The organism is Streptomyces silvae (assembly GCF_016745505.1).
GTDB classification, from domain to species: domain Bacteria; phylum Actinomycetota; class Actinomycetes; order Streptomycetales; family Streptomycetaceae; genus Streptomyces; species Streptomyces silvae.
Genome location: NZ_JAERUC010000017.1, coordinates 1 through 24,729, shown reverse-complemented (window position 1 = coordinate 24,729; position 24,729 = coordinate 1). Strand labels below are relative to the sequence as shown.

Sequence of the window (24,729 nt, the reverse complement as noted above, 5' to 3'; positions counted from 1 at the left end):
GTACTCGTGGCCACGAACGCGATCGACCAGACCCGGCGGATGCTCTCCCTCGTGACGTACCTGCGGGAGCGCCCCGGCGCGCACGTCCAGGACGTCGCCCGTGCCTTCGGGATCACCGAGGACGAGCTGATCTCCGACCTCGATGTGCTCCCCATGTGCGGGACCAGCTTCCGCGGCGGTGACCTGCTCGACATCGACACCGACGGCGACCGGATCTGGTGGCACAACCCGGACGACGTCGCGGAGCCGCTGCGGCTCGCCGCCGACGAGGCGACCGCGCTGCTCGTCGCGGCCCGCGCCGTCGCCACGCTGCCGGGCCTGCGGGAGAGCGACCGGCAGGCGCTGGTGCGGGCCACCGCGAAGCTGGAGACCGCGGCCGGTGAGGTGGGCGCCGCCAGCTCGCGGCTCTCGGTCACCTTCGAGGCCGAGGGCGGTGTCTTCGCCGACGTCGACCGGGCGATCTCCGAGCGGCGCCGTCTCTGGCTGCGCTACTACTCGCCCGCGCGCGACGAGCTGACCGAGCGCGAGGTGGACCCGATCCGGCTGTTCGCCGTCGGCCACACCTATATGGAGGGCTGGTGCCGGCTCACCGAGGCGCGGCGGACGTTCCGGCTCGACCGGGTCGCCGAGATCCGTATCCTCGACGCCCCGTCCGCCCCGCCGGAGCTGGAGCTGCGTGATCTCTCGGAGGGGCTGGTCCAGCCCGCGGCCGAGGACCCGGAGGTCGTGATCGAGGTCGGACCCGGCGGCCGCTGGGTCGCCGAGTACTACCCGCACGACAGCGCGGAGGAACTGCCCGACGGCGGCCTGCGGATCACGCTGCGCACCCCCGATCCGGCCTCCCTGCGCCGGCTCGCCCTGCGGCTGGGCGGTGAGGGACGCATCACCTCGCCCCCCGACCTGGCCGAGAGCGCCCGGCTGGCGGCGCGTGACGCACTGGCCGCCTACGACGGCGCGCTCTGAGCGGCGGCCACCCGTGCACCGAGGAGACGAAGGCCGTATGACCGTGATATCGAGCACGCAGACCGGGCCGGTTCCGGTCCCGGTGGCCGACGCCGTACGCTTCCGGGCCGCCTGCCCGGACTGCCGTGAGCGGTTCGAGCTCATGGCGGGCGCGCTGCGGCTGGCCATAGGCGCCAGCCGCCGTACGACCTTCTACTCCTTCACGTGTCCCGCCTGCGGGTCCGCGGTCCGCAAGCCGGCCGGGGAGCGCATCGTCGAGCTCCTCAGCGGCGGCGGGGTGCGGACCCTGCGCCTGCACACCGCCCTGCGGTGACGAGAGACATCGAGGACCCGTCCATGTTCTGGCCCATGCTCGCCATCGCCCTGGGATTCGCCGGCCTCGCCGTGCTCGGCGTGCTGGCCGTCAAGGTCTTCGTCGAGGCCCAGCGGCTCGCCGGACAGGTGGCCGCGACCACGCGGCGGATCAACCGAGCGGCCGAGGATCTCGAACGAGCGGCCACCACCCTCGCCGACACCGGAGAGGCCCTGCGATAGCCGGGCGCGGCCTCCTGATTCACCGGTTCGGGGGGTACGCTTCTGGAGCGGCCCAGGCAGGGAGGTGTGGGCCGCAAGCGGGAGTACGCACGGGCATTGCCTCACGTTTACCCCTGCGGGTTACGATCGCTGCCAGCGCGAAGGTCGGACAACTGTCCGGTCGAACGGGTAGCGAGCCCACCCCCCGGACGCCTCAGTGAGAAGGAAGTCGCACATGATCGGCAATCTGAAGCCCCTCGAGATCGTTCTGATCATCGTTGTCATCCTGCTGCTCTTCGGTGCCAAGAAGCTTCCCGACATGGCGCGTTCGCTCGGCAAGTCGGCCCGCATCCTCAAGAGCGAGGCCAAGGCCATGAAGAAGGACGACGCGGATCCCGCGGCGCCCACCACGGAGACCGTGGCCGACACCACCCCGCCCGCGGCGACCGCCCGCACCATCCAGGCCGCCCCGGGAGACGTCACCAGCTCCCGCCCGGTCAACGAGGCCAAGCCCACCACCCAGAGCTGACGGCTGATCCGCACCACCGGACGCTGTTGTACGAGACGAGGGAAGTGGGTTGCTCAAGTCTGCCCGCAAGCAGGAGAAGGACGACGAGGGGCGGATGCCCCTCCTCGATCACCTGCGTGAGCTGCGCAACCGCCTGCTGAAGTCGGTCCTGGCGATCGTCATCGCCGTGATCGTGGCGGCGTTCTTCCAGAAGGAAATCTTCGAGTTCCTGATGAAGCCGATCCTGGACTCGGTCGGCTGCAAGAACGGCGCCGTGACCATGATCAACGGCCGGCCCTGCGCGGAGATGACCACCAACGGTCTGCTGTCGCCGTTCACCATCGCGCTGAAGGTGTCCCTGATGGCCGGCGTGCTGGTGGCCACCCCGGTGTGGCTGTACCAGCTGTGGGGATTCGTCGCCCCCGGCCTGCACAAGCAGGAGAAGCGCTACTCGATCGCGTTCGTCGCGGCCGGGGTGCCGCTCTTCGTCGCCGGCGCCTACCTGGCGTACGCCATCCTGCCGCAGACCGCGCAGATCATGCTCGGCTTCACCCCCGACAACGTGAAGAACCTGCTGCCGCTGGACGACTTCCTGGACCTGATCACCCGCATGGTGATCGTCTTCGGGCTCGCCTTCGAGCTGCCGCTCCTGCTCATCCTGCTCAATCTGACCGGTGTCCTGACCGGCGCCCGCATGCTGCGCTGGTGGCGCGGGATGATCGTCGGCCTGACGGCGTTCGCCGCCATCGCCACACCGGGCGGCGAGCCCATCTCGATGCTGCTGCTGGCGGGCCCGCTCGCGGTGCTCTACTTCGTGGCCGTCGGCTTCTCGCTGCTCAACGACAAGCGCAAGCGCCGGGGCGACCCCGACGCCGAGCTCGACGACGACGAGGCGTCCAGCCTGGACCTCACACCCGAGACGGTCGGCGCCGTGGAACCGGTGGCCTCCCGGCCCGCACTGCCCGAGCAGGCGAGCGGCGAGGCGGACGGCGGACGGACGCACGGGATCAACGGTTACGACGACATCACCTGACCTTGTAAGGTCCCGCGGGTGACCAGCGAGATCACCCTCTTCGTCAATCCCACCGCGGGGAGCGGCCGGGGCGCGCGTGCCGCGCAGCCGGCCGCTTCCGCGTTGCGGGACGCCGGCTTCTCCGTACGGACGGTCCTCGGCGAGGACGCCGACGACGCGCTGCGACGCGCCCGGGAGGCCGTGGCGTACAGCACCGGGGCGCTGATAGTCGTGGGCGGGGACGGCATGATGTCCCTCGCCCTCCAGGCCGTCGCCGGGACCTCGACGCCGCTCGGCGCCGTGGCCGTCGGCACGGGCAACGACTTCGCCCGCGCCCTCGGGCTGCCGATCCGTGATCCGGCCGCCGCGGGGCGGCTGGCCGCCGAGGCGCTCAAGGCCGGCACGGCGCGCGCGATCGACCTGGGCCGGACGGAGAAGCGCTGGTTCGGCTCCGTGCTGGCCTCCGGCTTCGACTCCCGGGTCAACGACCGGGGCAACCGGATGCGCTGGGTCGGCGGCCGCTTCAAGTACGACCTGGCGATCCTGGCCGAACTGGCCGCCTTCAGGCCCATCCCGTACCGGCTCCGGCTGGACGGCGGCCCGGTCACCGAGATCGAGGCGACGCTGATCGCCGTGGGCAACGGCACCACCTACGGCGGGGGCATGCGGATCTGCGCCGACGCGGTCATGGACGACGGGCTCTTCGACGTGACCGTGGTCGGCGACTGCAGCCGGGCCACCCTGCTCAAGGTCTTCCCGAAGGTGTACAAGGGCACGCACCTGGGGCACCCCGCGGTCACCGTGCACCGGGTGTCCTCGATAGAGCTGGCCGCGGCCGGCGTCACGGCGTACGCGGACGGCGAACCGCTGGGCGCGCTGCCGCTCACCGCCACCTGCGTACCCGGCGCGGTCAGGGTCCTTGCACCGTGAAATAAAGATCGGGCTGACTGTCATACGGGGCGGGTAGGCTCGTATCAAGATGACAGAGGACCTCTCACCAGCTGAGCGATACCAGGCTTCTCGGGTCCGTGCGGCCGAGCAGGCCACGGCCCTCGGGCCCTTCCGCGAGATGTACGAATTCGGACTGGACCCGTTCCAGATCGAGGCCTGCCAGGCACTGGAGGCCGGCAAGGGGGTGCTGGTCGCGGCCCCCACCGGGTCGGGCAAGACCATCGTCGGTGAATTCGCCGTACACCTGGCCCTGCAGCAGGGGCGCAAGTGTTTCTACACCACGCCCATCAAGGCCCTGTCCAACCAGAAGTTCACCGATCTCGTCCGGCGCTACGGCGCGGACAAGGTCGGTCTGCTGACCGGTGACAACAGCGTCAACGCGGACGCGCCCGTGGTCGTCATGACCACCGAGGTCCTGCGCAACATGCTGTACGCGGGCTCCCAGGCGCTCACCGGTCTCGGCTACGTGGTCATGGACGAGGTGCACTACCTCTCCGACCGCTTCCGGGGCGCCGTGTGGGAGGAAGTGATCATCCACCTGCCGGAGTCCGTGACCCTGGTGTCGCTGTCGGCGACCGTGTCCAACGCCGAGGAGTTCGGCGACTGGCTGGACACCGTCCGTGGTGACACCCAGGTGATCGTCTCCGAGCACCGTCCGGTGCCGCTGTGGCAGCACGTCATGGCCGGACGCCGGATGTACGACCTCTTCGAGGAGGAGAGCGACCACGGCGGCCGGGGCACCGGCCGGCGCGAGGTCAACCCGGATCTCGTCCGGCTCGCCCGGATGGAGAACCAGCGCGGGTACAACCCGCGCGAGCGCCGGCGCGGGAAGATGGTGCGCGAGGCGGACCGCGAGCGCGAGCGGCGCCAGCGCAGCCGGATCTGGACGCCGGCCAGGCCCGAGGTCATCGACCGGCTGGACGCCGAGGGGCTCCTGCCTGCCATCACGTTCATCTTCAGCCGGGCCGGCTGCGAGGCGGCCGTCCAGCAGTGCCTCCAGGCCGGTCTGCGGCTCAACGACGAGGACAAGCGCCAGCTGGTGCGGGAGATCGTCGAGGAGCGGACGGCGTCCATTCCCCCCGAGGACCTCCATGTCCTCGGGTACTACGAGTGGCTCGAGGGCCTGGAGCGGGGCATCGCGGCCCACCACGCCGGGATGCTGCCGACCTTCAAGGAGGTCGTGGAGGAGCTGTTCGTCCGCGGCCTGGTCAAGGCGGTCTTCGCGACGGAGACGCTGGCGCTCGGCATCAACATGCCCGCGCGTTCCGTGGTGCTGGAGAAGCTCGTCAAGTGGAACGGCGAGCAGCACGCCGACATCACCCCCGGTGAGTACACCCAGCTGACCGGGCGGGCCGGGCGCCGCGGCATCGACGTCGAGGGCCATGCGGTCGTCCTGTGGCAGCGGGGCATGGACCCCGGCGCGCTCGCCGGACTCGCCGGGACGCGTACGTATCCGCTGCGCTCCAGCTTCCGGCCCTCGTACAACATGGCCGTCAACCTCGTCCAGCAGTTCGGCCGGCACCGCTCGCGCGAGCTGCTGGAGACCTCCTTCGCGCAGTTCCAGGCGGACCGGTCCGTCGTCGGGATCTCCCGGCAGGTCCAGCGCAACGAGGAGGGCCTCGCGGGCTACAAGGAGGGCATGACCTGCCACCTCGGGGACTTCGAGGAGTACGCGCGGCTGCGCCGCGACCTCAAGGACCGCGAGACGGAGCTGGCCAAGCAGGGCGCGGCCCAGCGGCGGGCCGCCGCCGCCTCGTCCCTGGAGAAGCTGAAGCCCGGTGACGTCATCCACGTCCCCACCGGCAAGTTCGCCGGCCTCGCCCTGGTGCTCGACCCGGGGCTGCCCGCCGGGCGCACCAACGGCCATCGCGGGCTGGAGTACCACGACGGGCCGCGTCCTCTGGTGCTGACCGCCGAGCGTCAGGTCAAGCGGCTGGCGCAGATCGACTTCCCGGTGCCGGTCGAGGCGCTGGAGCGGATGCGGGTGCCCAAGTCGTTCAACCCGCGCTCACCGCAGTCCCGCCGCGACCTGGCCTCCGCGCTGCGGAGCAAGGCGGGGCACATCGACCCGGGGCGCCACCGCAAGCAGCGGTCCGCCGCGGCCGACGACCGGGAGATCGCCCGGCTGCGCACCGAGCTGCGCGCGCATCCCTGCCACGGGTGCGACGAGCGTGAGGACCACGCACGCTGGGCCGAGCGGTATCACCGGCTGCAGCGCGACACCCGGCAGCTGGAGAACCGCATCGAGGGCCGGACGACCACCATCGCCCGTACCTTCGACCGCATCGTCGCGCTGCTGACCGAGATGGACTACCTGCGGGGCGACGAGGTCACCGAGAACGGCCGGCGACTGGCCCGGCTCTACGGGGAGCTCGACCTGCTGGCCAGCGAGTGTCTGCGGGACGGTGTCTGGGAGGGGCTCAACCCCGCCGAACTCGCCGCGTGCGTCTCGGCGCTGGTCTACGAGGCGCGCCAGGCGGACGACGCGGTCGCGCCCAAGCTGCCCTCGGGGCCCGCGAAGGCCGCGATGGGCGAGATGATCCGCATCTGGGGCCGTCTCGACGCCCTGGAGGAGGACTTCAAGATCAGCCAGACGGAAGGGGTCGGCCAGCGCGAGCCCGATCTCGGCTTCGCCTGGGCGGTCTACATGTGGGCCTCCGGGCGCACGCTGGACGAGGTCCTCCGCGAGGCGGAGATGCCGGCCGGCGACTTCGTACGGTGGTGCAAGCAGGTCATCGACGTGCTCGGCCAGATCGCGGCCGCCGCGCCCCGGGACGGGAGTTCGGTCGCGAAGAACGCCCACAAGGCGGTGGACGCGGTGCTGCGGGGTGTGGTGGCGTACAGCTCCGTGGGGTGAGCGGTTCCTCGCTCCACGGGTGAGGGTGGACGGACGAGTGGCCACGGGCGGCTGTACGCGCCGGTGGCCACTCCTGTGCGTTCTCCCGTCAGGTCTTCTTCCTGTTCTTCATCGAAAGTCCCGCACAGGCTGCCCCCAGCACAACCGCCAGACCACCGACGATCACGTTGTTGAGGATGACGCCCATGTCAGGGCTCTGGCCCACGACCCACGTCGACACGATGAGCCAGGCGCCCAGTGCGACGATGGCGATGCTCATCCCGGTCATCCGCTCCGGCATGGCGGTGAAGCAGAGCGCCAGCACGGCTATCGCGAGTCCGATGACGAGGTTGTGCGTCACCAGTGAGGGCTGGTTCGCGGTGAAGTGGAGCACCCAGGGCGAGACGGCGCAGTACAGACCGAGCAGGAAGACCGGTGCGTCCGCACCGGCCGTGGTGCGGCGTGCGCCGCCTCCCATCACGCGGTCGTGGCGCGCTCGCATTTCTTCAGCGTCAGGGTGTTCGGAGAGGTCCCTTCCGGTGTGACCGGAAACGTCCCTGGTTTTTCCGGACACGTCCCTTCCGGTGTGCGAGATGTTACTCATGAGGATGTTCTCCTTCGCACTTGTCGGAGCGACCGCGGGTTGGGGGTGCGGTCATCAGCTCTCCACACCAGTGTGCTCTTACATGTCCCTTATGTGTAGTTTTTCCGCAGGTCGGATCCTGCGGTTCCGTCGAGCCGGTACGGACGCGCTGCCGACGCGGCGCGAGCCCCGCGGTCCGCGCCGCTCCGAGGGGAGGGCGCGGACCACGGGGCTCGCGTGGTCAGGCCGGCTGCGGGCCGGCGGACCGTCGGATCAGGCGGCCGGCATCAGGACGGTGTCCACGATGTAGACCGTCGCGTTGGCCGTCGGGACGTTGCCGCAGACGACCTTCGAGGAGTCGTTCACGGTGTAGGACATCTCCGAACCCGACGTCGTCAGCTTGGTCTTGGCCAGCGTGTCGAAGGAGCCCTCCTCCAGCTGCTTCGGGGTCAGCTTCTCGCCCACGACGTGCGCGGTGAGCACCTTGGTGAGCTCGGCCTTGTTCGCGAGCAGCTTGTCCAGGTCGGCCTTCGGGATCTTGGCGAAGGCGTCGTTGGTCGGGGCGAACACCGTGATGTTCTGGGCGCTGTTCAGGGTGTCGACGAGACCGGCCTGCTTGACGGCCGCCACCAGCGTGGACAGCGCCGGGTTGTTCGACGCGGCCGTGGCGACCGGGTCCTGCGCCATGCCGTCGAACGAGCCGGCGCCCTCCTTCGGGACCGACGCACAGCCCGGGCCGAACGGCTCGTCCATGGGCTGGGTCTCCTTGGACGGCGTGCTCGACGCGGACTTGTCCGCACCGGAGCCGGACGCGGAGGTGTCGTCGGAGTCGCTGGAGCAGGCGGTCAGGGCGAGCGGCAGCATGGCCGCGGCGGAGACGGTGACGGCGATACGGCGGAAGTGACGGCTGTTCATGAGGTTCTCCTGAGTGGTTCGTTGATTCATCGGTTCGTCAGTACGTAGGCAGGTCGGAACGTCGGTTCAAGGGATGAGGTGTGCGGTCCGGTCGTCAGGTCACGTCGACCACCACCGAGTGCCACCCGGTCGCACCGTCGGGCACGGTGCCGACCCGCTTGTCGGTCTGTGTGGCGCCGGTACGGTCCGTCGCGCGGACCTCGAGGGTGTGGTGGCCGGTCGTGGCCGGCCACTCCCACACCCACTGGCGCCAGGTGTCACGGCCCGCCTCGGCGGCCAGCCGCGCGGTGTGCCACTCGCCGCCGTCGACCCGGACCTCGACCCGGGAGATGCCCCGGTGCTGGGCCCAGGCGACACCGGCGACCGGCACGGTCCCCGGCTTCGGGGCGGCGAAGGGGCGGGGCGTGTCGATGCGTGACTGCGTCTTGATCGGAGCCTCGCGCGACCAGTCGCGCTTGACCCAGTACGCGTCGTACGCGTCGAACGTGGTGAGTTCGATGTCCTGGATCCACTTGCACGCCGACACATAGCCGTACAGGCCGGGGACGACCATGCGGACCGGGAAGCCGTGGTCGAACGGCAGGGGTTCGCCGTTCATGCCCACCGCGAGCAGGGCGTCGCGGCCGTCCATGACCTCCTCGACCGGAGTGCCGATCGTCATCCCGTCCACGGAACGCGCCACGATCTGGTCCGCGGGCCCGCCCTTCGACGGGGGCTTCACCCCGGCCTCGGCCAGCAGCGTCGCCAGGCTTACGCCGATCCACCGGGCCGTGCCCACATAGGGGCCGCCCACCTGGTTGGAGACGCAGGTCAGCGTGATGTCGCGCTCGACGAGCTCGCGCCCCAGGAGGTCCTGGAAGCTGAGGGTGACGGGTCGCGACACCCCTTTGCCGTGGATCCGCAGCCGCCACCGGTCGGCGTCGACGCGCGGGACCACCAGAGCGGTGTCCACCCGGTAGAAGTCCTTGTTCGGTGTGGTGAACGAACTCAGACCCCGGATGCCCAGATCCGCTCCGCCGGGTATCGCGGGTGCGGGGGAGGCGGGTGCCGGCAGGGTGATGTCACCGCGTGCGGCGGAGACCCCGGCCAGCTGGGACGCCTGGAGCCGACGGCCCAGGAGCCCCGCACCGGCCGAGGCCGCCGCCGCGGCGGTCGCCGCGATCACGAATCCGCGGCGGTCGAAGGCGCCCTGCTCGTCGTCGGCCGGTTCCCCGCCGGCCGTCTCCTCGTCGTCCGTCTCTCCAGCCGCGGGAGGCGGACCGGTGACGGGAGACAGCCGGCCGGCCAGGAGATACAGCACTCCCGCGGCCACCAGCGCGCCCACGGCCGACGGCAGCGCGTCGGTCGGACGGCCCTCGGGCCGCCCGCCCGCCGCCACCGAGCCGACCACCCCGAAGACCAGGACGGCCGCAGCGCCGGTCCACCGGTACCGCAGCGCGAGGACCCCCACCGCCATGGCGAAGACCGCCAGGAGGACGAGGATCCCGAGCTGGAGCACCAGCTTGTCGTCCGTACCGAAGTTCCGTACGGCGAAGTCCTTCACGGCCGGGGGAGTGCGGTCGATGACCGCCCCGCCCACAGCCGTGACCGGACCCGCCTCGGGACGTACGGCGGCGGCGACCAGCTCGGCGACGCACAGAGCCGTGAACCCGGCGATCAGACCACCGAGCGCGGCGAACACGGCGCGCGCCCGGTGGGAGCGCCGGGCCCCTGAGGCCCCTTGCTTCTGCGAAACGTCTCGGTCTGTTCTCACACCGGGGGTTCGGTGCTGATCGCCCGGCGGATTGGTCGTTCACCCGATCGAAGGAATTCCGATCATCGGCCAATCCGCGGTGCCCGCTGCCACGAATGACCTCTGAGGGGCGCTCCCGCAGGCCCCGGCCAGGCATGCGACACCGGAAGGAACCCGAATGACAGGGGAGCGGCGGCGAACAGCCGTAGTGGGCAGCGGGGTGGCGGGACTGACCGCCGCGCACGTCCTGGGAAAAGCGCACGACGTGACGCTCCTGGAGGCGGACGAGCGCGTCGGCGGTCACGCGCACACCCACGACCTGAGCGCGTCGGACGGCCGGACACACCGTGTCGACTCCGGGTTCATCGTGCACAACCGGCGGACGTATCCGCACCTCCTGCGGCTCTTCGACGAACTTGAGGTGGACACCCAGGAGTCGGAGATGAGCATGTCCGTGCGGTGCGAGGGGTGCGGTCTCGAGTACGCGGGCGCCCGGGGCGCCGCCGGACTGTTCGCCCGCCCCGGCTCCGTACTCCGCGGCCCCTACCTGCGGATGCTGACCGAGGTGCCCCGGTTCCACCGGGCCGCCAGGGCGTTGCTCGCCCTGCCCGAGGGCGCGGCGGAGATGACCCTGGGCGAGTTCGCCTCGCGCGGCCGGTTCTCCCCGTACTTCTCCGCGCACTTCCTGACGCCGATGGTCTCCGCCGTGTGGTCCTGCGACCCGGTGACCGCGCTGCGCTACCCGGCGCGCTACCTCTTCAGGTTCCTGGAGCACCACGGGATGCTCACGATCGGCGACTCGCCGGTCTGGCGGACCGTCACCGGCGGTTCGCGCGCGTACGTCGACCGCGTCGTGAAGCAGGTGCACTCCGTGCGTACGGGCACCCCGGTGCGCGCGGTGCGGCGGCACAGCTCCGGCGTGGAGGTCGTCACCGAGGACGGGACGACGCGGGAGTACGACGCGGTGGTCGTCGCCACCCACCCCGATCAGGCGCTCCGGCTGCTCGCCGACCCCACCGACGAGGAGCGGCGCACCCTCGGCGCCTTCCGTTACTCCCGCAACCCCACGCTGCTGCACACGGACACCACGCTGCTGCCGCGCAGCCGGGGCGCCGCGGCGTCCTGGAACTATCTGATGCCGTCCTGCGCCGCCGACGCCGACCGGGTCACCGTCAGCTACGACATGAACCGCCTCCAGCGCCTGGACGCCCCCGAGCGCTTCGTCGTCACCCTGAACGGCGCCGACCGTGTCGCCCCGGACAGCGTCCGCGCCCGCATGGTCTACGAGCATCCCGTCTTCACCCCGGAGTCCGTCGCCGCGCAGGCCCGGCTGCCCGCCCTGTCGGGACCGGTCACCGCCTTCGCGGGGGCTTACCACGGCTGGGGCTTCCACGAGGACGGCTGCCGCTCGGGCGTGCGGGCCGCCGAAGCACTGGGGGTGACCTGGTGAACGCCCTCTACCCGTGCGCCATCACCCACGTACGGACCGCGCCCCGAAAGTACGCCCTGCGCCACCGCACCTATCTGTGGCTCGTCGACCCGGACCACCCGCCCCGGCTGCCGGCACTCCTGCGCCCGCTGGCCGGGTTCGACGCCCGCGACCACTTCGGGGGCACGGCCCCCACCGTCCGGGCCGGGCTCGAACGGTTCCTCCGGGCCCGGGGCGTCGACCTCGCCGACGGGACCGTCACCATGCTCACCCAGGCCCGGGTCCTCGGCCATGTGTTCAACCCGCTGACCGTCTACTGGTGCCACCGCCCCGACGGCACCCCGCTCTGTGTGGTCGCCGAGGTGCACAACACGTACGGGGAGCGCCACTGCTATCTGCTGCACCCCGACGAGGCGGGCCGTGCGGCGACGAGCAAGGACTTCTACGTGTCGCCGTTCTTCCCGGTGGACGGCGGCTACCGGATGCGGCTGCCCGAACCGGGCCCGCGCCTGGACCTGACGGTCCATCTGGAGCGCGAGGGCGCACGCCCGTTCACCGCGACCGTACGCGGCACCCGGCGCCCCGGCACGCCCGCCCAGCTCCTCCGGCTTTTCCTGCGCCACCCCTTCTCCACCGTGGTGGTGTCCGCCGCCATCCGGCTGCACGGCATCCGGCTGCTCCTCCGCCGGCTCCCCGTACAGCCACGTCCCCGTCATCGCACCCAGGAAGGCATGCAGTGAAGGTGCCCACCTCCCCCGTCCCCTCCCGTTCCGCCGCCACCGAGGCCCCCGCCGGCATCGGCATCCCGGCCCAGGCCGGACCCGCGAACGCCCCCCGGGCCACCGTCGATCCCGGGCGCTGGCCCGACGTCGCCGCCCTGCCACGGGCCTCCCGGGCGAGGACCGCCCTGGCCGAACGGCTCGTACGGCGCGCGCTCGCCCGGCTCCCGCTGCGGGCCCGGATCGCCGGCCGCGACAGCGTCGGCCTGGGCGGCCCGCTCATGGAGATCCGTGAACCGGACGCCTTCTTCCGGCGGATCGGCGCGAGCGGACTCATCGGCTTCGGCGAGTCGTACATGGCGGGCGAGTGGGACTCGCCCGACCTCGTCGGCGTCCTCACCGTCCTCGCGGGCAACGCCGCCGGCCTCGTACCGGCCCCGCTGCAGAAGCTGCGCAGCCTGTGGGCCCTGCGGCAGCCCGCCGCGCAGACCAACACCCCCGAGGGCGCCCGCGACAACATCAGCCACCACTACGACCTGTCGAACGACCTCTTCGCGCTCTTCCTCGACGACACACTCACGTACTCCTCCGCCGTCTTCCGCGGATTCCCGGCCGAGCAGGAGCTGCTGTCCGCCGCCCAGCACCGCAAGATCGACCGGCTGCTGGACCTGGCCGGCGTGGGCCGCGGCACCGAGCTGCTGGAGATCGGCACCGGCTGGGGCGAACTCGCCGTACGGGCCGCCGCCCGGGGCGCCAGGGTCACCACCCTCACGCTCTCCCGGGAACAGCAGGAGCTGGCCCGGGGCCGGATCCGCGAGGCGGGCCTCCAGGATCGGGTCGACGTGCGGCTCTGCGACTACCGGGACGTCACCGGGGAGTACGACGCGATCGTCAGCGTCGAGATGATCGAGGCGGTCGGGGAGGAGTTCTGGCCGGAGTACTTCCGGACCCTGGAGCGCTGCCTGGCCCCCGGCGGGAGGATCGCGCTCCAGGCGATCACGATGCCGGACGACCGGATGCTGGCCAGCCGTCACACCTACACCTGGATCCAGAAGTACGTCTTCCCCGGCGGACTGCTGCCCTCCACCGAGGCGATGGACCGGGTGACGGCCGGTCACACCTCCCTGCGGACGGTGCGGCGCGACGGCTTCGGCGCGCACTACGCCGAGACCCTCAGGCTGTGGCGTGAACGCTTCACCGAACGGGCCGCCGAGGTCGACGCACTCGGCTTCGACGCGGTCTTCCGCCGCATGTGGACCTTCTACCTCGCCTACTCCGAGGCCGGTTTCCGGTCCGGCTACCTCGATGTGCAGCAGATTCTCCTGACCCGTGAGGACACCGCGTGAACACCACGACCGACACAGACACGGGCACCGGCATTCCGGCGACCGGGGCGGCGCAGCGGATCGCGCCGGTCATCGAGCGGTTCCTCGGCGGCCCCCCGCCGGTCCGGATCAGGATGTGGGACGGCAGCGAGACCGGGCCCGAGAACGCCCCCACGGTGCACGTCCGCTCCCGCCGGGCCCTGCGCAGGCTCCTGTGGCAGCCCGGCGAACTCGGCCTCGCCGAGGCCTACATCACCGGTGACATCGACGTCGTCGGCGATCTCGGCGACGGCCTGCGCGCACTGCGCGGGACCCCGGGGGACCAGGAGCCGCGGCTGCCCCGGCCCAGGGTCTCCGACCGCCTCCGGGCCGCCGGCACCGCGCTGCGCCTCGGGGCGATCGGGCCCCGCCCGCCGACTCCCGAGGCCCGCGCCGGGCTCCGGGGCGCCCTGCACAGCAAGGCCCGCGACCGGGCCGCCATCAGCCACCACTACGACCTCTCCAACGCCTTCTACTCCCTGCTGCTCGACGAGACGATGGCCTACTCGTGCGGCTACTGGACCGGCACTGCCCCCGGTTACGGACCCGCCGACGCACAGCGCGACAAGCTGGAGCTGATCTGCCGCAAGCTCGGTCTGACGGCCGGCGCACGGCTGCTCGACATCGGCTGCGGCTGGGGATCCCTGACCCTCCACGCGGCGGCCCGGCACGGCGTCCGGGTCACCGCCGTCACGCTCGCCGCGGAACAAGCCGCGTACGTACGCGGGCAGGTGGAGGCGCGCGGCCTGGAGGACCTCGTCGAGGTGCACCGCTGCGACTACCGGGACGTCGCCGGCCTGCCCGGCTTCCGGGGCGGGTACGACGCCGTGTCCACCGTCGAGATGGGGGAGCACGTCGGCGACGCCCAGTACCCGGCCTTCACCGCGCTGCTCCACTCCGTGCTGCGGCCGCAGGGGCGCGCCCTGGTGCAGCAGATGTCCCGGGGGTCGACCGCGCCCGGGGGCGGGGCGTTCATCGAGTCGTACATCGCCCCCGACATGCACATGCGTCCGCTCGGCGAGACCGTGGGCCTGCTGGAGGGCGCCGGGCTGGAGGTCCGTGACGTCGAGTCGATGCGCGAGCACTACGTCCTGACCGTCCGGGCCTGGCACCGCACGCTGGAGGAGCGCTGGCCGGAGTTCACTGCCCTCGTGGGTGAGGAGACCGCCCGGGTGTGGCGCCTCTACCTGGTGGGCGGCGCCCTCGCCTTCGAGGAGCGGCGCATGGGCGTCGACCAGATCCTCTCGGTGCGTCCCGACGCGGCCGGTACGGCGGGTCTGCCGGCCACCCGGCACGGCTGGTACGCGGACACCGGCCGGGTACCTCTCCAGGCCACCGCGCCGGAGCGGGAGGACGCCCCGTGAGCGGTTTCGGGTGGGCCGAGTTCGCCCGGGACCTGCCGGTGGCGCTCGGGGCCGCCCTCGGCGTCATGCTCGTGACGTTCCTGATCGCCCTGCGCAAGGGTGTGCACCGGATCGTCGACGTCGCCTGGGGTCTCGGCTTCGCGGCCGTCGCCCTCGTGTCGTACGCGATGTCGGGCGGCGACGGGGACGACGGGCGCCGGATCCTGGTGACCGTGCTCACCGGCGTCTGGGGGCTGCGGCTGGCCGTGCACATCGGCCGGCGGGGCCGGGGGCACGGGGAGGACCCCCGCTACGAGGCCATGCTCGCCAAGGCGCCCGGCAACCCCGCTCTGTACGCGCTGCGCACGGTGTACCTCCTCCAGGGAGCGCTCGTATGGCTGATCTCCCTGCCGGTGCAGGCGGCCTTCCACCTCACGGGCCCGCTCGACGGGTGGGCCTGGGCGGGGACCGCGCTGTGGGCGGTGGGGCTCGGCTTCGAGGCGCTGGGGGACAGCCAATTGGCACGGTTCAAGGCCGACCCCGCGAACAAGGGGCGGATCATGGACCGGGGCCTGTGGTCCTGGACCCGGCACCCCAACTACTTCGGCGACTTCTGCGTCTGGTGGGGGCTGTTCCTCGTCGTCTGTGCGGACCCGGCGGTCGCCGCGGCCACGCTCGTCTCGCCCCTCGTGATGAGCTTCCTGCTGACCAGGGGCAGCGGAAAGGCCCTGCTGGAGCGGCACATGGCCGGACGGCCGGGGTACGCGGAGTACCGGGCCCGCACCAGCGGCTTCTTCCCGCGGCCGCCCCGCCGGAGCTGAGAGCCGGGGGCGGGGAGCTGGAGTCGAGAGCCGGAGCCGAGCCCGGAGCCGGGAGCCGGGTCCGGAGCTGAGGTCCGCCCCGGTGGCGCCGGGAAGGCCGCGCCCGAAAAGGCGTTGCCGTGGTGCCGCCGGGGTCGGCATGCTCCGGGACGTGACCACTCAGAGCGACACCACCGCCACCGAAGCCACCGTCAGCATCCCCGTCCAGGTGCGCGATCTGCTGCCGCAGGACCTGCCGGCGTGCACCTGGTCGGGCTCGGCCACCCATCTGCGCCACGTGGAGCGGGAGCTCGCACGCGCCGCCGCGGGAGAGGTGGACTACCTGGCCGTCTGCACCCCCGTGGGTGTGCCGGTGGCGATCGGCGGTGTGGACTACCAGGTCTCCGAGGGCGCCGGAACGCTGTGGCAGCTCGCCGTGCTCCCGGCTCTGCAGTCCAGCGGCCTGGGAACGCTGCTCGTCCGGGCCGCCGAAGGGCGGATCCGGGACCGGGGGCTGCACCGGGCGGAACTCGCCGTCGAGGAGGACAACCCCCGGGCCCGCGCCCTGTACGAGCGCCTCGGCTATGTCGCGTACGGCCGCGAGCCGGACGCCTGGGACGAGGAAGGGCCCGACGGATCGGTCCGCCGGCACGAGACGATGTGCGTCCTCATGGGCAAGAACCTCTGAGGCGCGGGCCGTGACACGCGTGTGGGCGCGCCCCCGGGAAGGGGCGCGCCCACCACCGCTCAGGCGTCCTGGAACTCCATCAGGGCCACCGGGTCCGAGGTCGGCTGTTCGGAGCCGCCCGCCGGTTCGACCGTGATGCCCATGCCGGACGCGCGGTCCACGGGCCCGTCGAGCAGCACAGCGTCGTCCGTGGCGGACGGGTCCATCAGACCGGCCGACCGCATGGTGCCGCCGTCGTCGAACCACAGCTGGTACACCTTGCCGCCGGGCGGCCGCGCCATGTCCGAGGCGAGGAACACGGCCCGGTTCACGCTCTGCGAGACCACCACCGTGCCCCGCGCGCCGTTCCCGAGATCCGCGGCGCTGGTCGCCGCGTCCGGCGCGGTCAGCACCCGCGCCACCTGCTCGTTGTGCTGCGCGGCCCGGGCGGCCTCCTGCCGGGCGTCCTGCGCGACCTGGTTCTGCCACACCGCGACCCCGCCGAAGGCGGCAGCGGCGGCGACACAGGCGGCGAGGGCGTACGTCGACCAGCGGCCGGCCCGGCCCGGGGAGCCCCCGGCGCGAGCGCTCCGGCCCGAGGCCGGCGCCTCCTGCCGTACGGTCGTGATGTCACGCAGCACCCGTTCCCTGAGGGCGGGCGGCGGAGCGACGGACACGGCCAGCCCGAGCCGGGCGGCGGTGGCCGACAGCTCCCGTACCTCCTGGGCACACGCCTCGCAGGCCCCCAGATGCCGTTCGAACGCGAGACGCTCGTCCTCCGGCAGCGCGTGCAGCGCGTAGGCGCCGGTCAGTGTGTGCAGCTCGGCCGTACTCATGCGTTCACCCCCAGGCAGTCGCGCAGCCGGATGAGCCCGTCGCGCAGCCGCGTCTTGATGGTCCCCAGTGGTACGGACAGCAGCTCGCCCACCTCGCGGTAGGTCAGCCCGCGGTAGTACGCCAGCGTCACCGACTCCCGCTGGAGCTCGGAGAGCGTCCGCAGACAGCGTCTGACCTGCTCCCGCTCCAGCCGGCTCTCGACCTGCTCGGACACCTCGTCGAAGTCCGGGGTCCGGTCGAGCAGCGCGGCCTTGTGCTCCCGCGCCGCGGTCGCCTCGGCCGAGCGGACCCGGTCCACCGCGCGGTGGTGGGCGAGCGTCAGCACCCAGTTCATGGCGCCGCCCCGGGAGGGCTGGTAGCGGGGTGCGGTGCGCCACACCTCGACCAGGACCTCCTGGGCCACCTCCTCGGACTGGGCCGGGTCGCGCAGCACACTCCGCACGAGACCCAGCACCGGCCCGCTGACCTGGTCGTACACCTGCGTGAACGCCTCCTGGTCGCCACGGGCGACCTGGACGAGCAAATCCTGCAGGCCGGGGCCCGACGAGGGGACCCCACTGATGTGTACGGCTTCTCTCACGCGGACGGTCCTCCCGGAGCACGCATCGGTTTCCTGGATGATTCGGAGCCGGCGTGCCGAAGGATTGGTCGGACGCCTCAGGGATTCGCCGGTCCGCCCACCCTCTCGTACGCACCCCCGGCCGGCCGCGACCGGGTCCTCATGACCGCGCGGAGGACGAGGAAGACCAGCAGGCCGAGCGGCGACAGCAGAATCGTCAGCACCAGGAGCGGGCCCATGACCAGGGGCGACACCCCCAGCCGGCGCGACTCCAGGAACATCCACTGGCCGAGCAGCAGGTCCCAGGCGATGATCTGCGCCCAGACCGCCCCCGCGCCGTTCGCGAGGGCCACCAGGTCGCGGAAGGTGTCGATGTCCGGGCTGCTCACGGCGGCCCACAGCTCCGGGAACACCGGCGCGGCCATCACCGCCCAGAGCGTGAGCACCGGCAGGACGGTCAGCGGGGAGGCGGCCACGCGGGCGGTGAGGGACAGGCGCGGCGCGAAGATCATGAGCAGCCAGAAGGGAGCGGCGGCCATGAACGTGATCTCGAAGAGGGCTCCGGTCATGACACGGACTCCGTTTCCGGCGCACCGGCCGACGAGGTGAGGGCGGCCGGGCGGAGCGCGAGGAGGGCGCCTGCGGCCGTTACGGCGGCGATCAGTCCGGCGGCGGCGAGCGTCGCGCCGTCGGGGTGGACCAGCGGCTGTCCGCGCAGCGCCTGCCAGGTCACCAGGGCGACGACCGCCGCGTACGTACCGGAGGCGGTCCGCACGAGTCGCAGCCGCACCCGCGGATCGCGCAGCGGGCCGAAGCGCGGCGCGAGGAGGACCAGGGCGATCAGGAACAGGGGGAGGACCTGCAGGGCGTGCATGCCGATGAAGTGCGGGACGCGCAGGTCTCCGCCCGTCGTCGACCAGCCCGTCAGCGGCATCGAGGGCCCGCCGTCCGGGACGCCGACCGCGTGGGCGCCGACCACGTCCGCCGTGTCGAGGCCGCCGGCCGCCCGCTGCCCGGCGGAGGGCTGCGACATCAGGAAGCCCATGGCCGCGCCGGCCAGGGCGATCAGCACACCGGAGCGCACGGCCCAGCCGGAGGCGCGGTCCGCGATCCGTGACCGGAGCAGCAGGATCGCGATGACGAGCGTGCCGGTCCACAGGACGACGACGGTGACGGCCATCGCGTCGTACAGCATCGAGTCGAACGGTGTGGCGTGGTTGAAGTGGCTGCGCTTCCCCCTGATCACCTGACCGGTGATGATCACCATCTCCCCGGCGCAGGCCAGGGCGACCACGGTGCCGGCCCACCGGCCGAGGCGTCGGCCCCGGGTCAGGAGCGTCAGCAGCCAGGCCAGCGCCAGTGCGTACACCACGAACGAGAGGGCGAACTTGAACGGCTTGGCCCAGATCGGCGCGCTCGCCAGGACCCGGTCGTCCACCAGGATCCCCACCGCCGCGACGACGGCCATCACGGCCATCGACGCGGCGAAGAGGACTAAGGGCCGGTGCCATGTACGCCAGGACTGCATGAGAACCCCCCCAGAATTATGGATAGTGGGACTGTCCGCTATCCGATAGGAGAACTATCTATGATGGAGGTCGGTCAGGCAAGCTCTTGGAGGGTGGACGCACGGTGCGCATCGGTGAACTGAGCCGGAGGTCCGGGGTCCCGGTACCGACGATCAAGTACTACGTACGGGAAGGGGTGCTGCCCGCCGGCACGCTCACCAGCCCGAACCAGGCGCGCTACGACGACGGGCACGAGCGCAGGCTGCGGCTGATCCGGGCGCTCCTGGACGTCGGAGGGCTGTCGCTGTCCGCCATCGCGGAGGTGCTGGAGGCGGTCGACGATCCCGGACAGCCGGTGCACAAGGTGCTCGGAGTGGCGGCGGGGCGCATCATTCCCGAGGAGTCCGGGAAGCCCGAGGAGTCCGGGGAGTCCGGGGAGACGGACGAGGCCGAGGAGGTGGAGGCGGCCGAGGGGGCGGGGCCCGAATCGGCCGACGCCCGCGAGGAGGTCGCCGCGCTGCTGGCCCGGCGCGGCTGGTACGTGGACGCGGACAACGCGGCGGCGCGGTCCCTGGCGGGGGTGCTGGCCGCCCTGCACCGGGTGGGGCACGGCGCGTTCGTCGAACTGCTCGACGTCTACGCCGACGCGGCCGAGCCGGTCGCGCGCGCCGACCTCGACTACGTCCGGAGGCGGGTCGCACGCGAGGACCTGGTGGAGAGCGTGGTCGTCGGCACGGTGCTCGGGGAGGCCATGTTCGGCGCCCTGCGCAGGCTCGCCCATGTGGACGCCTCCGCCCGCGCCTACGGGGACCCGGAGGAGGCCGGGCGGTGGGCCGGGGCGTGAGGCGCACGCGGAAACCCGGCCGCCGTCCAGGACGGTGACCGGGTTTCAGGTGTGCGCGTTCCAGGTGTACGGGTCCAGGCGTGCGGCCCGGACGCGCGGGGTTCGGGCGGACCGGTCGCGCGTACGCCCGGGAGGTGCGCTACGCGGCGTTCTCCTGCTCGCGCTCCACCTGCTCGTTCCACTCGCGCTTGACCGCGCGCCACGCGTCGTCGTTCTGGCCGAGGCGCCAGTAGCCCGAGATCGACAGCTGCGGAAGGGGGATGCCCCGCTCCAGGCGGAGGTGGCGCCGGATCTCCTTCACGAAGCCCGCCTCGCCGTGGACGAAGGCCTGCACCTGGCCCTCGGGGAACTCCAGCTCCCGCACCGCGGTGACGAGCGCCTCGCCGACCGGGCGGTCGCCGCGGTGCAGCCAGGTCACCGACACGCCGTCCGGGGCCACGAGCTTCTGCTCCTCCGACGGGTCCGGCACCTCCACGAAGGCGTGCACGAGCGCGCCCTCCGGCAGGTGCTCCAGCGACGCGGCGATCGCGGGCAGGGCGCTCTCGTCGCCCACCAGCAGGTGCCAGTCGGCCGAGGCCTCCGGCGCGTAACCGCCGCCGGGGCCCAGGAACGTCACCTGGTCACCGCGCTGCGCCCGCGCCGCCCAGGGGCCCGCCAGGCCCTCGTCGCCGTGCACCACGAAGTCGACGGCGAGCTCACGGGAGTCGGGGTCCCAGGAACGCACGGTGTACGTCCGGGTGGTGGGCCACAGCTCGCGCGGGTACTCCTCGCGGATCCGGGCCATGTCGAAGGGGTGGCTGTAGTCCGCGCCCTCCGGGGCGAAGCACAGCTTGATGTAGTGGTCCGTGTACTCACCGAGGGTGAAGTCGGCCAGGCCCTCGCCACCGAGGATCACGCGCACCATGTGCGGGGTGATCTGCTCGGTGCGCAGAACCTGCGCCCCCTGCGCCTTCGGTGTCCGGCGTTGCGGCCGCTCTGCCACGAGGTTCTCCCTGCTCTGGACATATGCGAGGTACTACAAACTTAGGTTTACCTAAGCTAGCACCTCATGCCTGGAGTGTGACGAGCAGGCGCTGGAGCGCGTTCCCCAGACCCCAGCGCGCCGCGAGGGCTTCCAGGGCCGCCGGATCGCGCGGTTCGCGGGGGAGAGCGGGGTTGAAGTCGGGCAGGGGCACGTCGTCGGCGACCCGGACGACCTTCGGGGCCACCGCCACGTAGTCCCGGGCCTCGTCCAGCCGCTTGCGCTGGGACGGGGTGAGCCGGGCGGCGGGATCGTCCACCGCGGCCATGATCCCGGCCAGGTCGCCGAAGGCGTCCAGCAGCTTCGCCGCCGTCTTCTCGCCGATACCGGGCACTCCCGGCAGCCCGTCGCTCGGATCGCCGCGCAGCAGGGCCAGATCGACGTATCCGCCGCCGTCCACGCCGTACTTCTCGCGCAGCCACGTCTCGTCCGTCACCTGGAGCGTGCCCACGCCCTTGAGGGGGTAGAGCACCCGCACCCCGCGGGCGTCGTCGACCAGCTGGTAGAGATCGCGGTCCCCGGTCACGATGTCGACCGGCCCCGTGGCCCGCCCGGCCAGGGTGCCGATCACGTCGTCCGCCTCGTACGGGGCGACGCCCACCCGGGCGATCCCGAGCGCGTCCAGCACGGCCTCGATCACCGGGACCTGCGGGGAGAGGGTGTCGGGGACCTCCTCCTCGTCGGGGACGCCCTCGGCGGTCTCCGTGGCCACCCGGTGCGCCTTGTAGGTCGGGATCAGATCGACCCGCCACTGCGGGCGCCAGTCCGCGTCCATGCAGGCGACCAGGTCGTCCGGCCGGTGGTCCTGCACCAGCCGGGCGATGAAGTCGAGCAGCCCGCGCACGGCGTTGACCGGGGTGCCGTCCGGTGCGCGCACCGAATCCGGGACGCCGAAGTAGGCGCGGAAGTAGAGGGAGGCGGTGTCGAGGAGCATCAGGCGTCGCGTCACACCCCGATGATGCCGTAACCGGTCCCGGGGGTGGGCGGCGGTGACGCGCGAGGCGCGCGGTTCCCGTGACAGCGGTTTCCCCGGAGTGATCTGAATCACACATGTGTTTGGTCGGCGTAAGCGGGGGCAGGCGCGGCACCGGAGCGGACCACGTCCATTTTTCAACGAAGTGCGCGTGCTCTGCGGACCGAATCCGCACCGCTCCACGGTCTGCCGAAGGGGGTGGCAGACCGTTTTCGGTTCAACGCGTGAGGTGTATGTGTCAAGGCTGCAAGCTGAGCACTTGTACAAAGTGTTCGGCAGACGACCCGATCAAGCCGTGCAGAAGCTCGAGAGCGGTACCCACCGCGACGAGCTGCGCGCCGACGGAACGACCGCAGCGGTGATCGACGCCTCGTTCACCGTGGAACCGGGCCAGATCTTCGTCGTCATGGGACTCTCCGGTTCGGGGAAGTCCACATTGCTGCGGATGCTCAACGGGCTGCTGGAGCCCACTGCCGGACGGGTGCTGTTCGACGGGGAGGACCTGACCGCCCTGAGCCCCCGTGAACTGCGCAACGTGCGCTCAACCAAGATCAGCATGGTCTTCCAGCACTTCGCGCTCTTCCCCCACAGGAGCGTGCTGGAGAACGCGGCGTACGGCCTGGAGGTCCAGGGCGTCCCGCGGGTCGCGCGGGAGGAACGCGCCGCCCAGGCACTGGAGATGACCGGCCTCGCCGGCTGGGAGAAGTCCTGGCCCGACGAGCTGTCCGGCGGCATGCAGCAGCGTGTGGGCCTGGCCCGCGCGCTCGCCACCGACGCCGACCTGCTCCTGATGGACGAGTCCTTCAGCGCGCTCGACCCGCTGATCCGGCGCGACATGCAGGACCAGCTCCTCGAACTGCAGAAGCGCCTGAAGAAGACGATCGTCTTCATCACCCACGACCTCAACGAGGCCATGCGCCTCGGCGACCGCATCGCCGTGATGCGGGACGGCGAGATCGTGCAGCAGGGCACCGCCGAGGACATCCTCGTCCGGCCGTCCAACGACTACGTCGCCTCCTTCATCCAGGACGTCGACCGCTCCCGGGTGCTCACCGCCGGCTCGATCATGGAGGCGCCCGCCAAGGGCAGCTCCGACGCCGAGCTGAAGGCCGAGGCGCCCGCCACGGTGTCGGCCGAGACACCCATCGCCGAGCTCTTCACCCCCTGCTCCACCAGCGGGTCGGCCGTCGCCGTCACCGGTGAGGGCGGCAAGGTCATAGGGATCGTCCCGCGCGCCAGGCTGCTCGCCGCGCTCGGTGAGGAACCGCAGGTCGACAACAGTGCCGACGGCCAGGTTCCGGCCCCGCGCGAGGTCAAGAAGGTGATCGCCGGTGCCTAGGTTCACCTTCGGCGCATGGGTCGAGGACGCGGTCGACTGGCTCCAGTCGAACCTCACCTGGATCTTCGACTTCATCAAGACCGTCCTCGGCGGGATGTACGACGGCGTCAACGCCGTGCTCGGCGGCGGCGAGCCGCTGCTGATGGCCGGGATCTTCGCGGTCATCGCGTTCTGGCTGCGCGGGGTGATCCCCGCCGTGCTCACCTTCGTGGGCTTCGCGCTCATCGACTCCCTCGCCCTCTGGGACGAGGCGATGGCGACCCTCTCGCTGGTCGTCGTGGCCGCGGTCATCACCATCGTGATCGCCGTGCCCATGGGTGTCTGGGCGGCGCGCAACAACCGGGTCAGTGCCACGCTGCGTCCGGTGCTCGACGTCATGCAGACGATGCCGGCCTTCGTCTACCTGATCCCCGGCGTCATGTTCTTCGGCGTCGGCGTCACCCCCGGTGTGATCGCCACCATCGTCTTCGCGATGCCGCCCGGCGTCCGGATGACCGAGCTCGGCATCCGCCAGGTCGACGGCGAACTGGTCGAGGCCGCCGAGGCCTTCGGTACCACGCCCAAGCACACCCTCACCCGGGTGCAGCTGCCGCTCGCCCTGCCGACGATCATGGCCGGGATCAACCAGGTCATCATGCTGGCCCTGTCGATGGTCGTCATCGGCGGCATGGCCGGCGCCGGCGGCCTCGGCGAGAAGGTGTACGCCGCGATCACCCAGCTCCAGGTCGGCCTCGCCGCCGAGAGCGGGATCGCCGTCGTCATCCTCGCCATGTACCTGGACCGGATGACCGGCGCGCTCAACGAGCGGGTCTCCCCGCTCGGCCGCCGTGCCGCCGCCAAGGTCGCCGCCGGTGCGCGGAGGCTCAAGTTCACGCACTACAAGCCGGGTACCGCCGTCGCCATGATCGGTGTCGTCGTCCTCGCGCTCGTCGCGGGCGGCCTCAACATCGCCGGTTCCGACGACTCGAAGGCCGACCAGGCCGACAGCTCGAACGTCGGCCAGGGCCAGAAGATCAACATGGGGTACATCCCCTGGGACGAGGGCATCGCCTCCACGTACCTGTGGAAGGAGATCCTGGAGCAGCGCGGCTTCGAGACCGGGATGACCCAGCTCGACGCCGGACCGCTCTACTCCGGTGTCGCCCGCGGCGACATCGACTTCCAGACGGACTCCTGGCTGCCGACCACGCACAAGGACTACTGGGACAAGTACAGCGACCAGCTGGACGACCTCGGTTCCTGGTACGGCCCCACGTCGCTTGAGCTGACGGTTCCCTCGTACGTCAAGGGCATCGACTCGCTCGAGGACCTCA

Annotated in this window: 25 protein-coding genes; 16 read left to right on the top strand and 9 right to left on the bottom strand. The window is 71.7% G+C overall.

Annotated features, from left to right (window positions below; translation table 11 throughout):
* Positions 1–6 precede the first annotated feature (6 nt).
* From JKV81_RS03040 to JKV81_RS03010, 7 genes are all read left to right on the top strand, one after another.
* Positions 7–963 (top strand): helix-turn-helix transcriptional regulator, encoded by a 957-nt coding sequence (locus tag JKV81_RS03040; RefSeq protein WP_099178041.1) that lies wholly within the window; start codon positions 7–9, stop codon positions 961–963.
* Positions 964–1,000: 37 nt separating this feature from the next.
* On the top strand, positions 1,001–1,276 hold the full coding sequence (locus JKV81_RS03035) for a hypothetical protein (protein ID WP_129261538.1): 276 nt from the start codon (positions 1,001–1,003) through the stop codon (positions 1,274–1,276).
* Positions 1,277–1,299: 23 nt separating this feature from the next.
* Positions 1,300–1,497, top strand: coding sequence for a hypothetical protein (locus JKV81_RS03030; RefSeq protein WP_129261536.1), 198 nt, complete (start codon positions 1,300–1,302; stop codon positions 1,495–1,497).
* A gap of 214 nt (positions 1,498–1,711) precedes the next feature.
* Positions 1,712–2,005: a Sec-independent protein translocase subunit TatA gene (gene tatA, locus JKV81_RS03025; protein ID WP_099178047.1), complete on the top strand. Its 294-nt coding sequence runs from the start codon at positions 1,712–1,714 to the stop codon at positions 2,003–2,005.
* A gap of 49 nt (positions 2,006–2,054) precedes the next feature.
* Entirely contained in the window at positions 2,055–3,017 is a 963-nt protein-coding gene (gene tatC, locus JKV81_RS03020) for a twin-arginine translocase subunit TatC (RefSeq protein ID WP_124279623.1), read from the top strand.
* Between the two features lie 18 nt (positions 3,018–3,035).
* The gene (locus tag JKV81_RS03015; RefSeq protein WP_202074859.1) at positions 3,036–3,926 is read left to right on the top strand and encodes a diacylglycerol kinase; all 891 of its coding nucleotides are present in this window, start codon (positions 3,036–3,038) and stop codon (positions 3,924–3,926) included.
* 49 nt (positions 3,927–3,975) lie between these two features.
* A complete protein-coding gene (locus JKV81_RS03010) occupies positions 3,976–6,804 on the top strand; it encodes a DEAD/DEAH box helicase (RefSeq protein ID WP_202074858.1) in 2,829 nt (942 codons plus the stop codon).
* Positions 6,805–6,892: 88 nt separating this feature from the next.
* Here JKV81_RS03010 and JKV81_RS03005 read toward each other — a convergent pair whose 3' ends face one another.
* The 3 genes from JKV81_RS03005 to JKV81_RS02995 form a co-directional block, all read right to left on the bottom strand.
* Entirely contained in the window at positions 6,893–7,387 is a 495-nt protein-coding gene (locus JKV81_RS03005; RefSeq protein WP_129261528.1) for an SPW repeat protein, read from the bottom strand.
* Between the two features lie 252 nt (positions 7,388–7,639).
* Positions 7,640–8,281 (bottom strand): fasciclin domain-containing protein, encoded by a 642-nt coding sequence (locus JKV81_RS03000; protein ID WP_202074857.1) that lies wholly within the window; start codon positions 8,279–8,281, stop codon positions 7,640–7,642.
* A 94-nt stretch (positions 8,282–8,375) separates the two neighbouring features.
* The gene (locus JKV81_RS02995; RefSeq protein ID WP_202074856.1) at positions 8,376–9,962 is read right to left on the bottom strand and encodes a molybdopterin-dependent oxidoreductase; all 1,587 of its coding nucleotides are present in this window, start codon (positions 9,960–9,962) and stop codon (positions 8,376–8,378) included.
* Between the two features lie 229 nt (positions 9,963–10,191).
* Here JKV81_RS02995 and JKV81_RS02990 point away from each other — a divergent pair, with 229 nt between their 5' ends.
* From JKV81_RS02990 to JKV81_RS02965, 6 genes are all read left to right on the top strand, one after another.
* On the top strand, positions 10,192–11,463 hold the full coding sequence (locus JKV81_RS02990) for an NAD(P)/FAD-dependent oxidoreductase (protein ID WP_129261524.1): 1,272 nt from the start codon (positions 10,192–10,194) through the stop codon (positions 11,461–11,463).
* Positions 11,457–12,182, top strand: a complete 726-nt coding sequence (locus JKV81_RS02985; RefSeq protein ID WP_202074865.1) for a DUF1365 domain-containing protein — start codon at positions 11,457–11,459, stop codon at positions 12,180–12,182. The genes JKV81_RS02990 and JKV81_RS02985 overlap by 7 nt, the downstream gene beginning before the upstream one ends.
* Positions 12,183–12,238: 56 nt before the next feature.
* Positions 12,239–13,507: a class I SAM-dependent methyltransferase gene (locus JKV81_RS02980; protein WP_307820483.1), complete on the top strand. Its 1,269-nt coding sequence runs from the start codon at positions 12,239–12,241 to the stop codon at positions 13,505–13,507.
* Positions 13,504–14,889 (top strand): class I SAM-dependent methyltransferase, encoded by a 1,386-nt coding sequence (locus tag JKV81_RS02975; protein ID WP_307820482.1) that lies wholly within the window; start codon positions 13,504–13,506, stop codon positions 14,887–14,889. Before JKV81_RS02980 ends, JKV81_RS02975 begins: the two co-directional genes overlap by 4 nt.
* A complete protein-coding gene (locus tag JKV81_RS02970; RefSeq protein WP_202074855.1) occupies positions 14,886–15,689 on the top strand; it encodes a DUF1295 domain-containing protein in 804 nt (267 codons plus the stop codon). The genes JKV81_RS02975 and JKV81_RS02970 overlap by 4 nt, the downstream gene beginning before the upstream one ends.
* 139 nt (positions 15,690–15,828) lie before the next feature.
* Entirely contained in the window at positions 15,829–16,356 is a 528-nt protein-coding gene (locus tag JKV81_RS02965; protein ID WP_129261520.1) for a GNAT family N-acetyltransferase, read from the top strand.
* 59 nt (positions 16,357–16,415) lie between these two features.
* On the opposite strand, the gene JKV81_RS02960 is transcribed toward JKV81_RS02965, so the two are convergent.
* The 4 genes from JKV81_RS02960 to JKV81_RS02945 all read right to left on the bottom strand — a co-directional run bounded on the left by JKV81_RS02960 (position 16,416) and on the right by JKV81_RS02945 (position 19,208).
* Positions 16,416–17,171 (bottom strand): anti-sigma factor, encoded by a 756-nt coding sequence (locus tag JKV81_RS02960; RefSeq protein WP_202074854.1) that lies wholly within the window; start codon positions 17,169–17,171, stop codon positions 16,416–16,418.
* Entirely contained in the window at positions 17,168–17,752 is a 585-nt protein-coding gene (locus JKV81_RS02955) for a sigma-70 family RNA polymerase sigma factor (RefSeq protein WP_129261516.1), read from the bottom strand. The genes JKV81_RS02960 and JKV81_RS02955 overlap by 4 nt, the downstream gene beginning before the upstream one ends.
* Positions 17,753–17,829: 77 nt before the next feature.
* Positions 17,830–18,300: an ABA4-like family protein gene (locus JKV81_RS02950; protein ID WP_129261514.1), complete on the bottom strand. Its 471-nt coding sequence runs from the start codon at positions 18,298–18,300 to the stop codon at positions 17,830–17,832.
* Positions 18,297–19,208 carry a hypothetical protein gene (locus JKV81_RS02945; protein ID WP_202074853.1) on the bottom strand — a complete coding sequence of 304 codons (912 nt, stop codon included), beginning with the start codon at positions 19,206–19,208 and terminating at the stop codon, positions 18,297–18,299. The genes JKV81_RS02950 and JKV81_RS02945 overlap by 4 nt, the downstream gene beginning before the upstream one ends.
* Positions 19,209–19,363: 155 nt before the next feature.
* Between JKV81_RS02945 and JKV81_RS02940 the strand changes: the two genes are divergently transcribed.
* Positions 19,364–20,083 carry a MerR family transcriptional regulator gene (locus JKV81_RS02940; RefSeq protein WP_202074852.1) on the top strand — a complete coding sequence of 240 codons (720 nt, stop codon included), beginning with the start codon at positions 19,364–19,366 and terminating at the stop codon, positions 20,081–20,083.
* Positions 20,084–20,222: 139 nt separating this feature from the next.
* On the opposite strand, the gene JKV81_RS02935 is transcribed toward JKV81_RS02940, so the two are convergent.
* Both JKV81_RS02935 and JKV81_RS02930 read right to left on the bottom strand, forming a co-directional pair.
* Positions 20,223–21,065, bottom strand: a complete 843-nt coding sequence (locus tag JKV81_RS02935; protein ID WP_129261508.1) for a siderophore-interacting protein — start codon at positions 21,063–21,065, stop codon at positions 20,223–20,225.
* Between the two features lie 64 nt (positions 21,066–21,129).
* The gene (locus JKV81_RS02930) at positions 21,130–22,038 is read right to left on the bottom strand and encodes a 5'-3' exonuclease (RefSeq protein ID WP_129266879.1); all 909 of its coding nucleotides are present in this window, start codon (positions 22,036–22,038) and stop codon (positions 21,130–21,132) included.
* A gap of 274 nt (positions 22,039–22,312) precedes the next feature.
* Between JKV81_RS02930 and JKV81_RS02925 the strand changes: the two genes are divergently transcribed.
* Positions 22,313–23,416 (top strand): quaternary amine ABC transporter ATP-binding protein, encoded by a 1,104-nt coding sequence (locus JKV81_RS02925; protein ID WP_129261506.1) that lies wholly within the window; start codon positions 22,313–22,315, stop codon positions 23,414–23,416.
* Positions 23,409–24,729: ABC transporter permease subunit (locus JKV81_RS02920; protein WP_202074851.1), on the top strand; the 1,321-nt coding region annotated here is incomplete at its 3' end. The genes JKV81_RS02925 and JKV81_RS02920, both read left to right, overlap by 8 nt.

Coding starts and splice junctions, on each gene's coding strand:
- JKV81_RS02950 (WP_129261514.1), bottom strand. CDS start 18,300: ATGACCGGAGCCCTCTTCGAGATCACGTTCATGGCCGCCGCTCCCTTC.
- tatA (WP_099178047.1), top strand. CDS start 1,712: ATGATCGGCAATCTGAAGCCCCTCGAGATCGTTCTGATCATCGTTGTC.
- JKV81_RS03030 (WP_129261536.1), top strand. CDS start 1,300: ATGTTCTGGCCCATGCTCGCCATCGCCCTGGGATTCGCCGGCCTCGCC.
- JKV81_RS03005 (WP_129261528.1), bottom strand. CDS start 7,387: ATGAGTAACATCTCGCACACCGGAAGGGACGTGTCCGGAAAAACCAGG.
- JKV81_RS02960 (WP_202074854.1), bottom strand. CDS start 17,171: ATGAGTACGGCCGAGCTGCACACACTGACCGGCGCCTACGCGCTGCAC.
- JKV81_RS03000 (WP_202074857.1), bottom strand. CDS start 8,281: ATGAACAGCCGTCACTTCCGCCGTATCGCCGTCACCGTCTCCGCCGCG.
- JKV81_RS03035 (WP_129261538.1), top strand. CDS start 1,001: ATGACCGTGATATCGAGCACGCAGACCGGGCCGGTTCCGGTCCCGGTG.
- JKV81_RS03010 (WP_202074858.1), top strand. CDS start 3,976: ATGACAGAGGACCTCTCACCAGCTGAGCGATACCAGGCTTCTCGGGTC.
- JKV81_RS02990 (WP_129261524.1), top strand. CDS start 10,192: ATGACAGGGGAGCGGCGGCGAACAGCCGTAGTGGGCAGCGGGGTGGCG.
- JKV81_RS02930 (WP_129266879.1), bottom strand. CDS start 22,038: ATGCTCCTCGACACCGCCTCCCTCTACTTCCGCGCCTACTTCGGCGTC.
- JKV81_RS02945 (WP_202074853.1), bottom strand. CDS start 19,208: ATGGCCGTGATGGCCGTCGTCGCGGCGGTGGGGATCCTGGTGGACGAC.
- JKV81_RS02965 (WP_129261520.1), top strand. CDS start 15,829: ATGCTCCGGGACGTGACCACTCAGAGCGACACCACCGCCACCGAAGCC.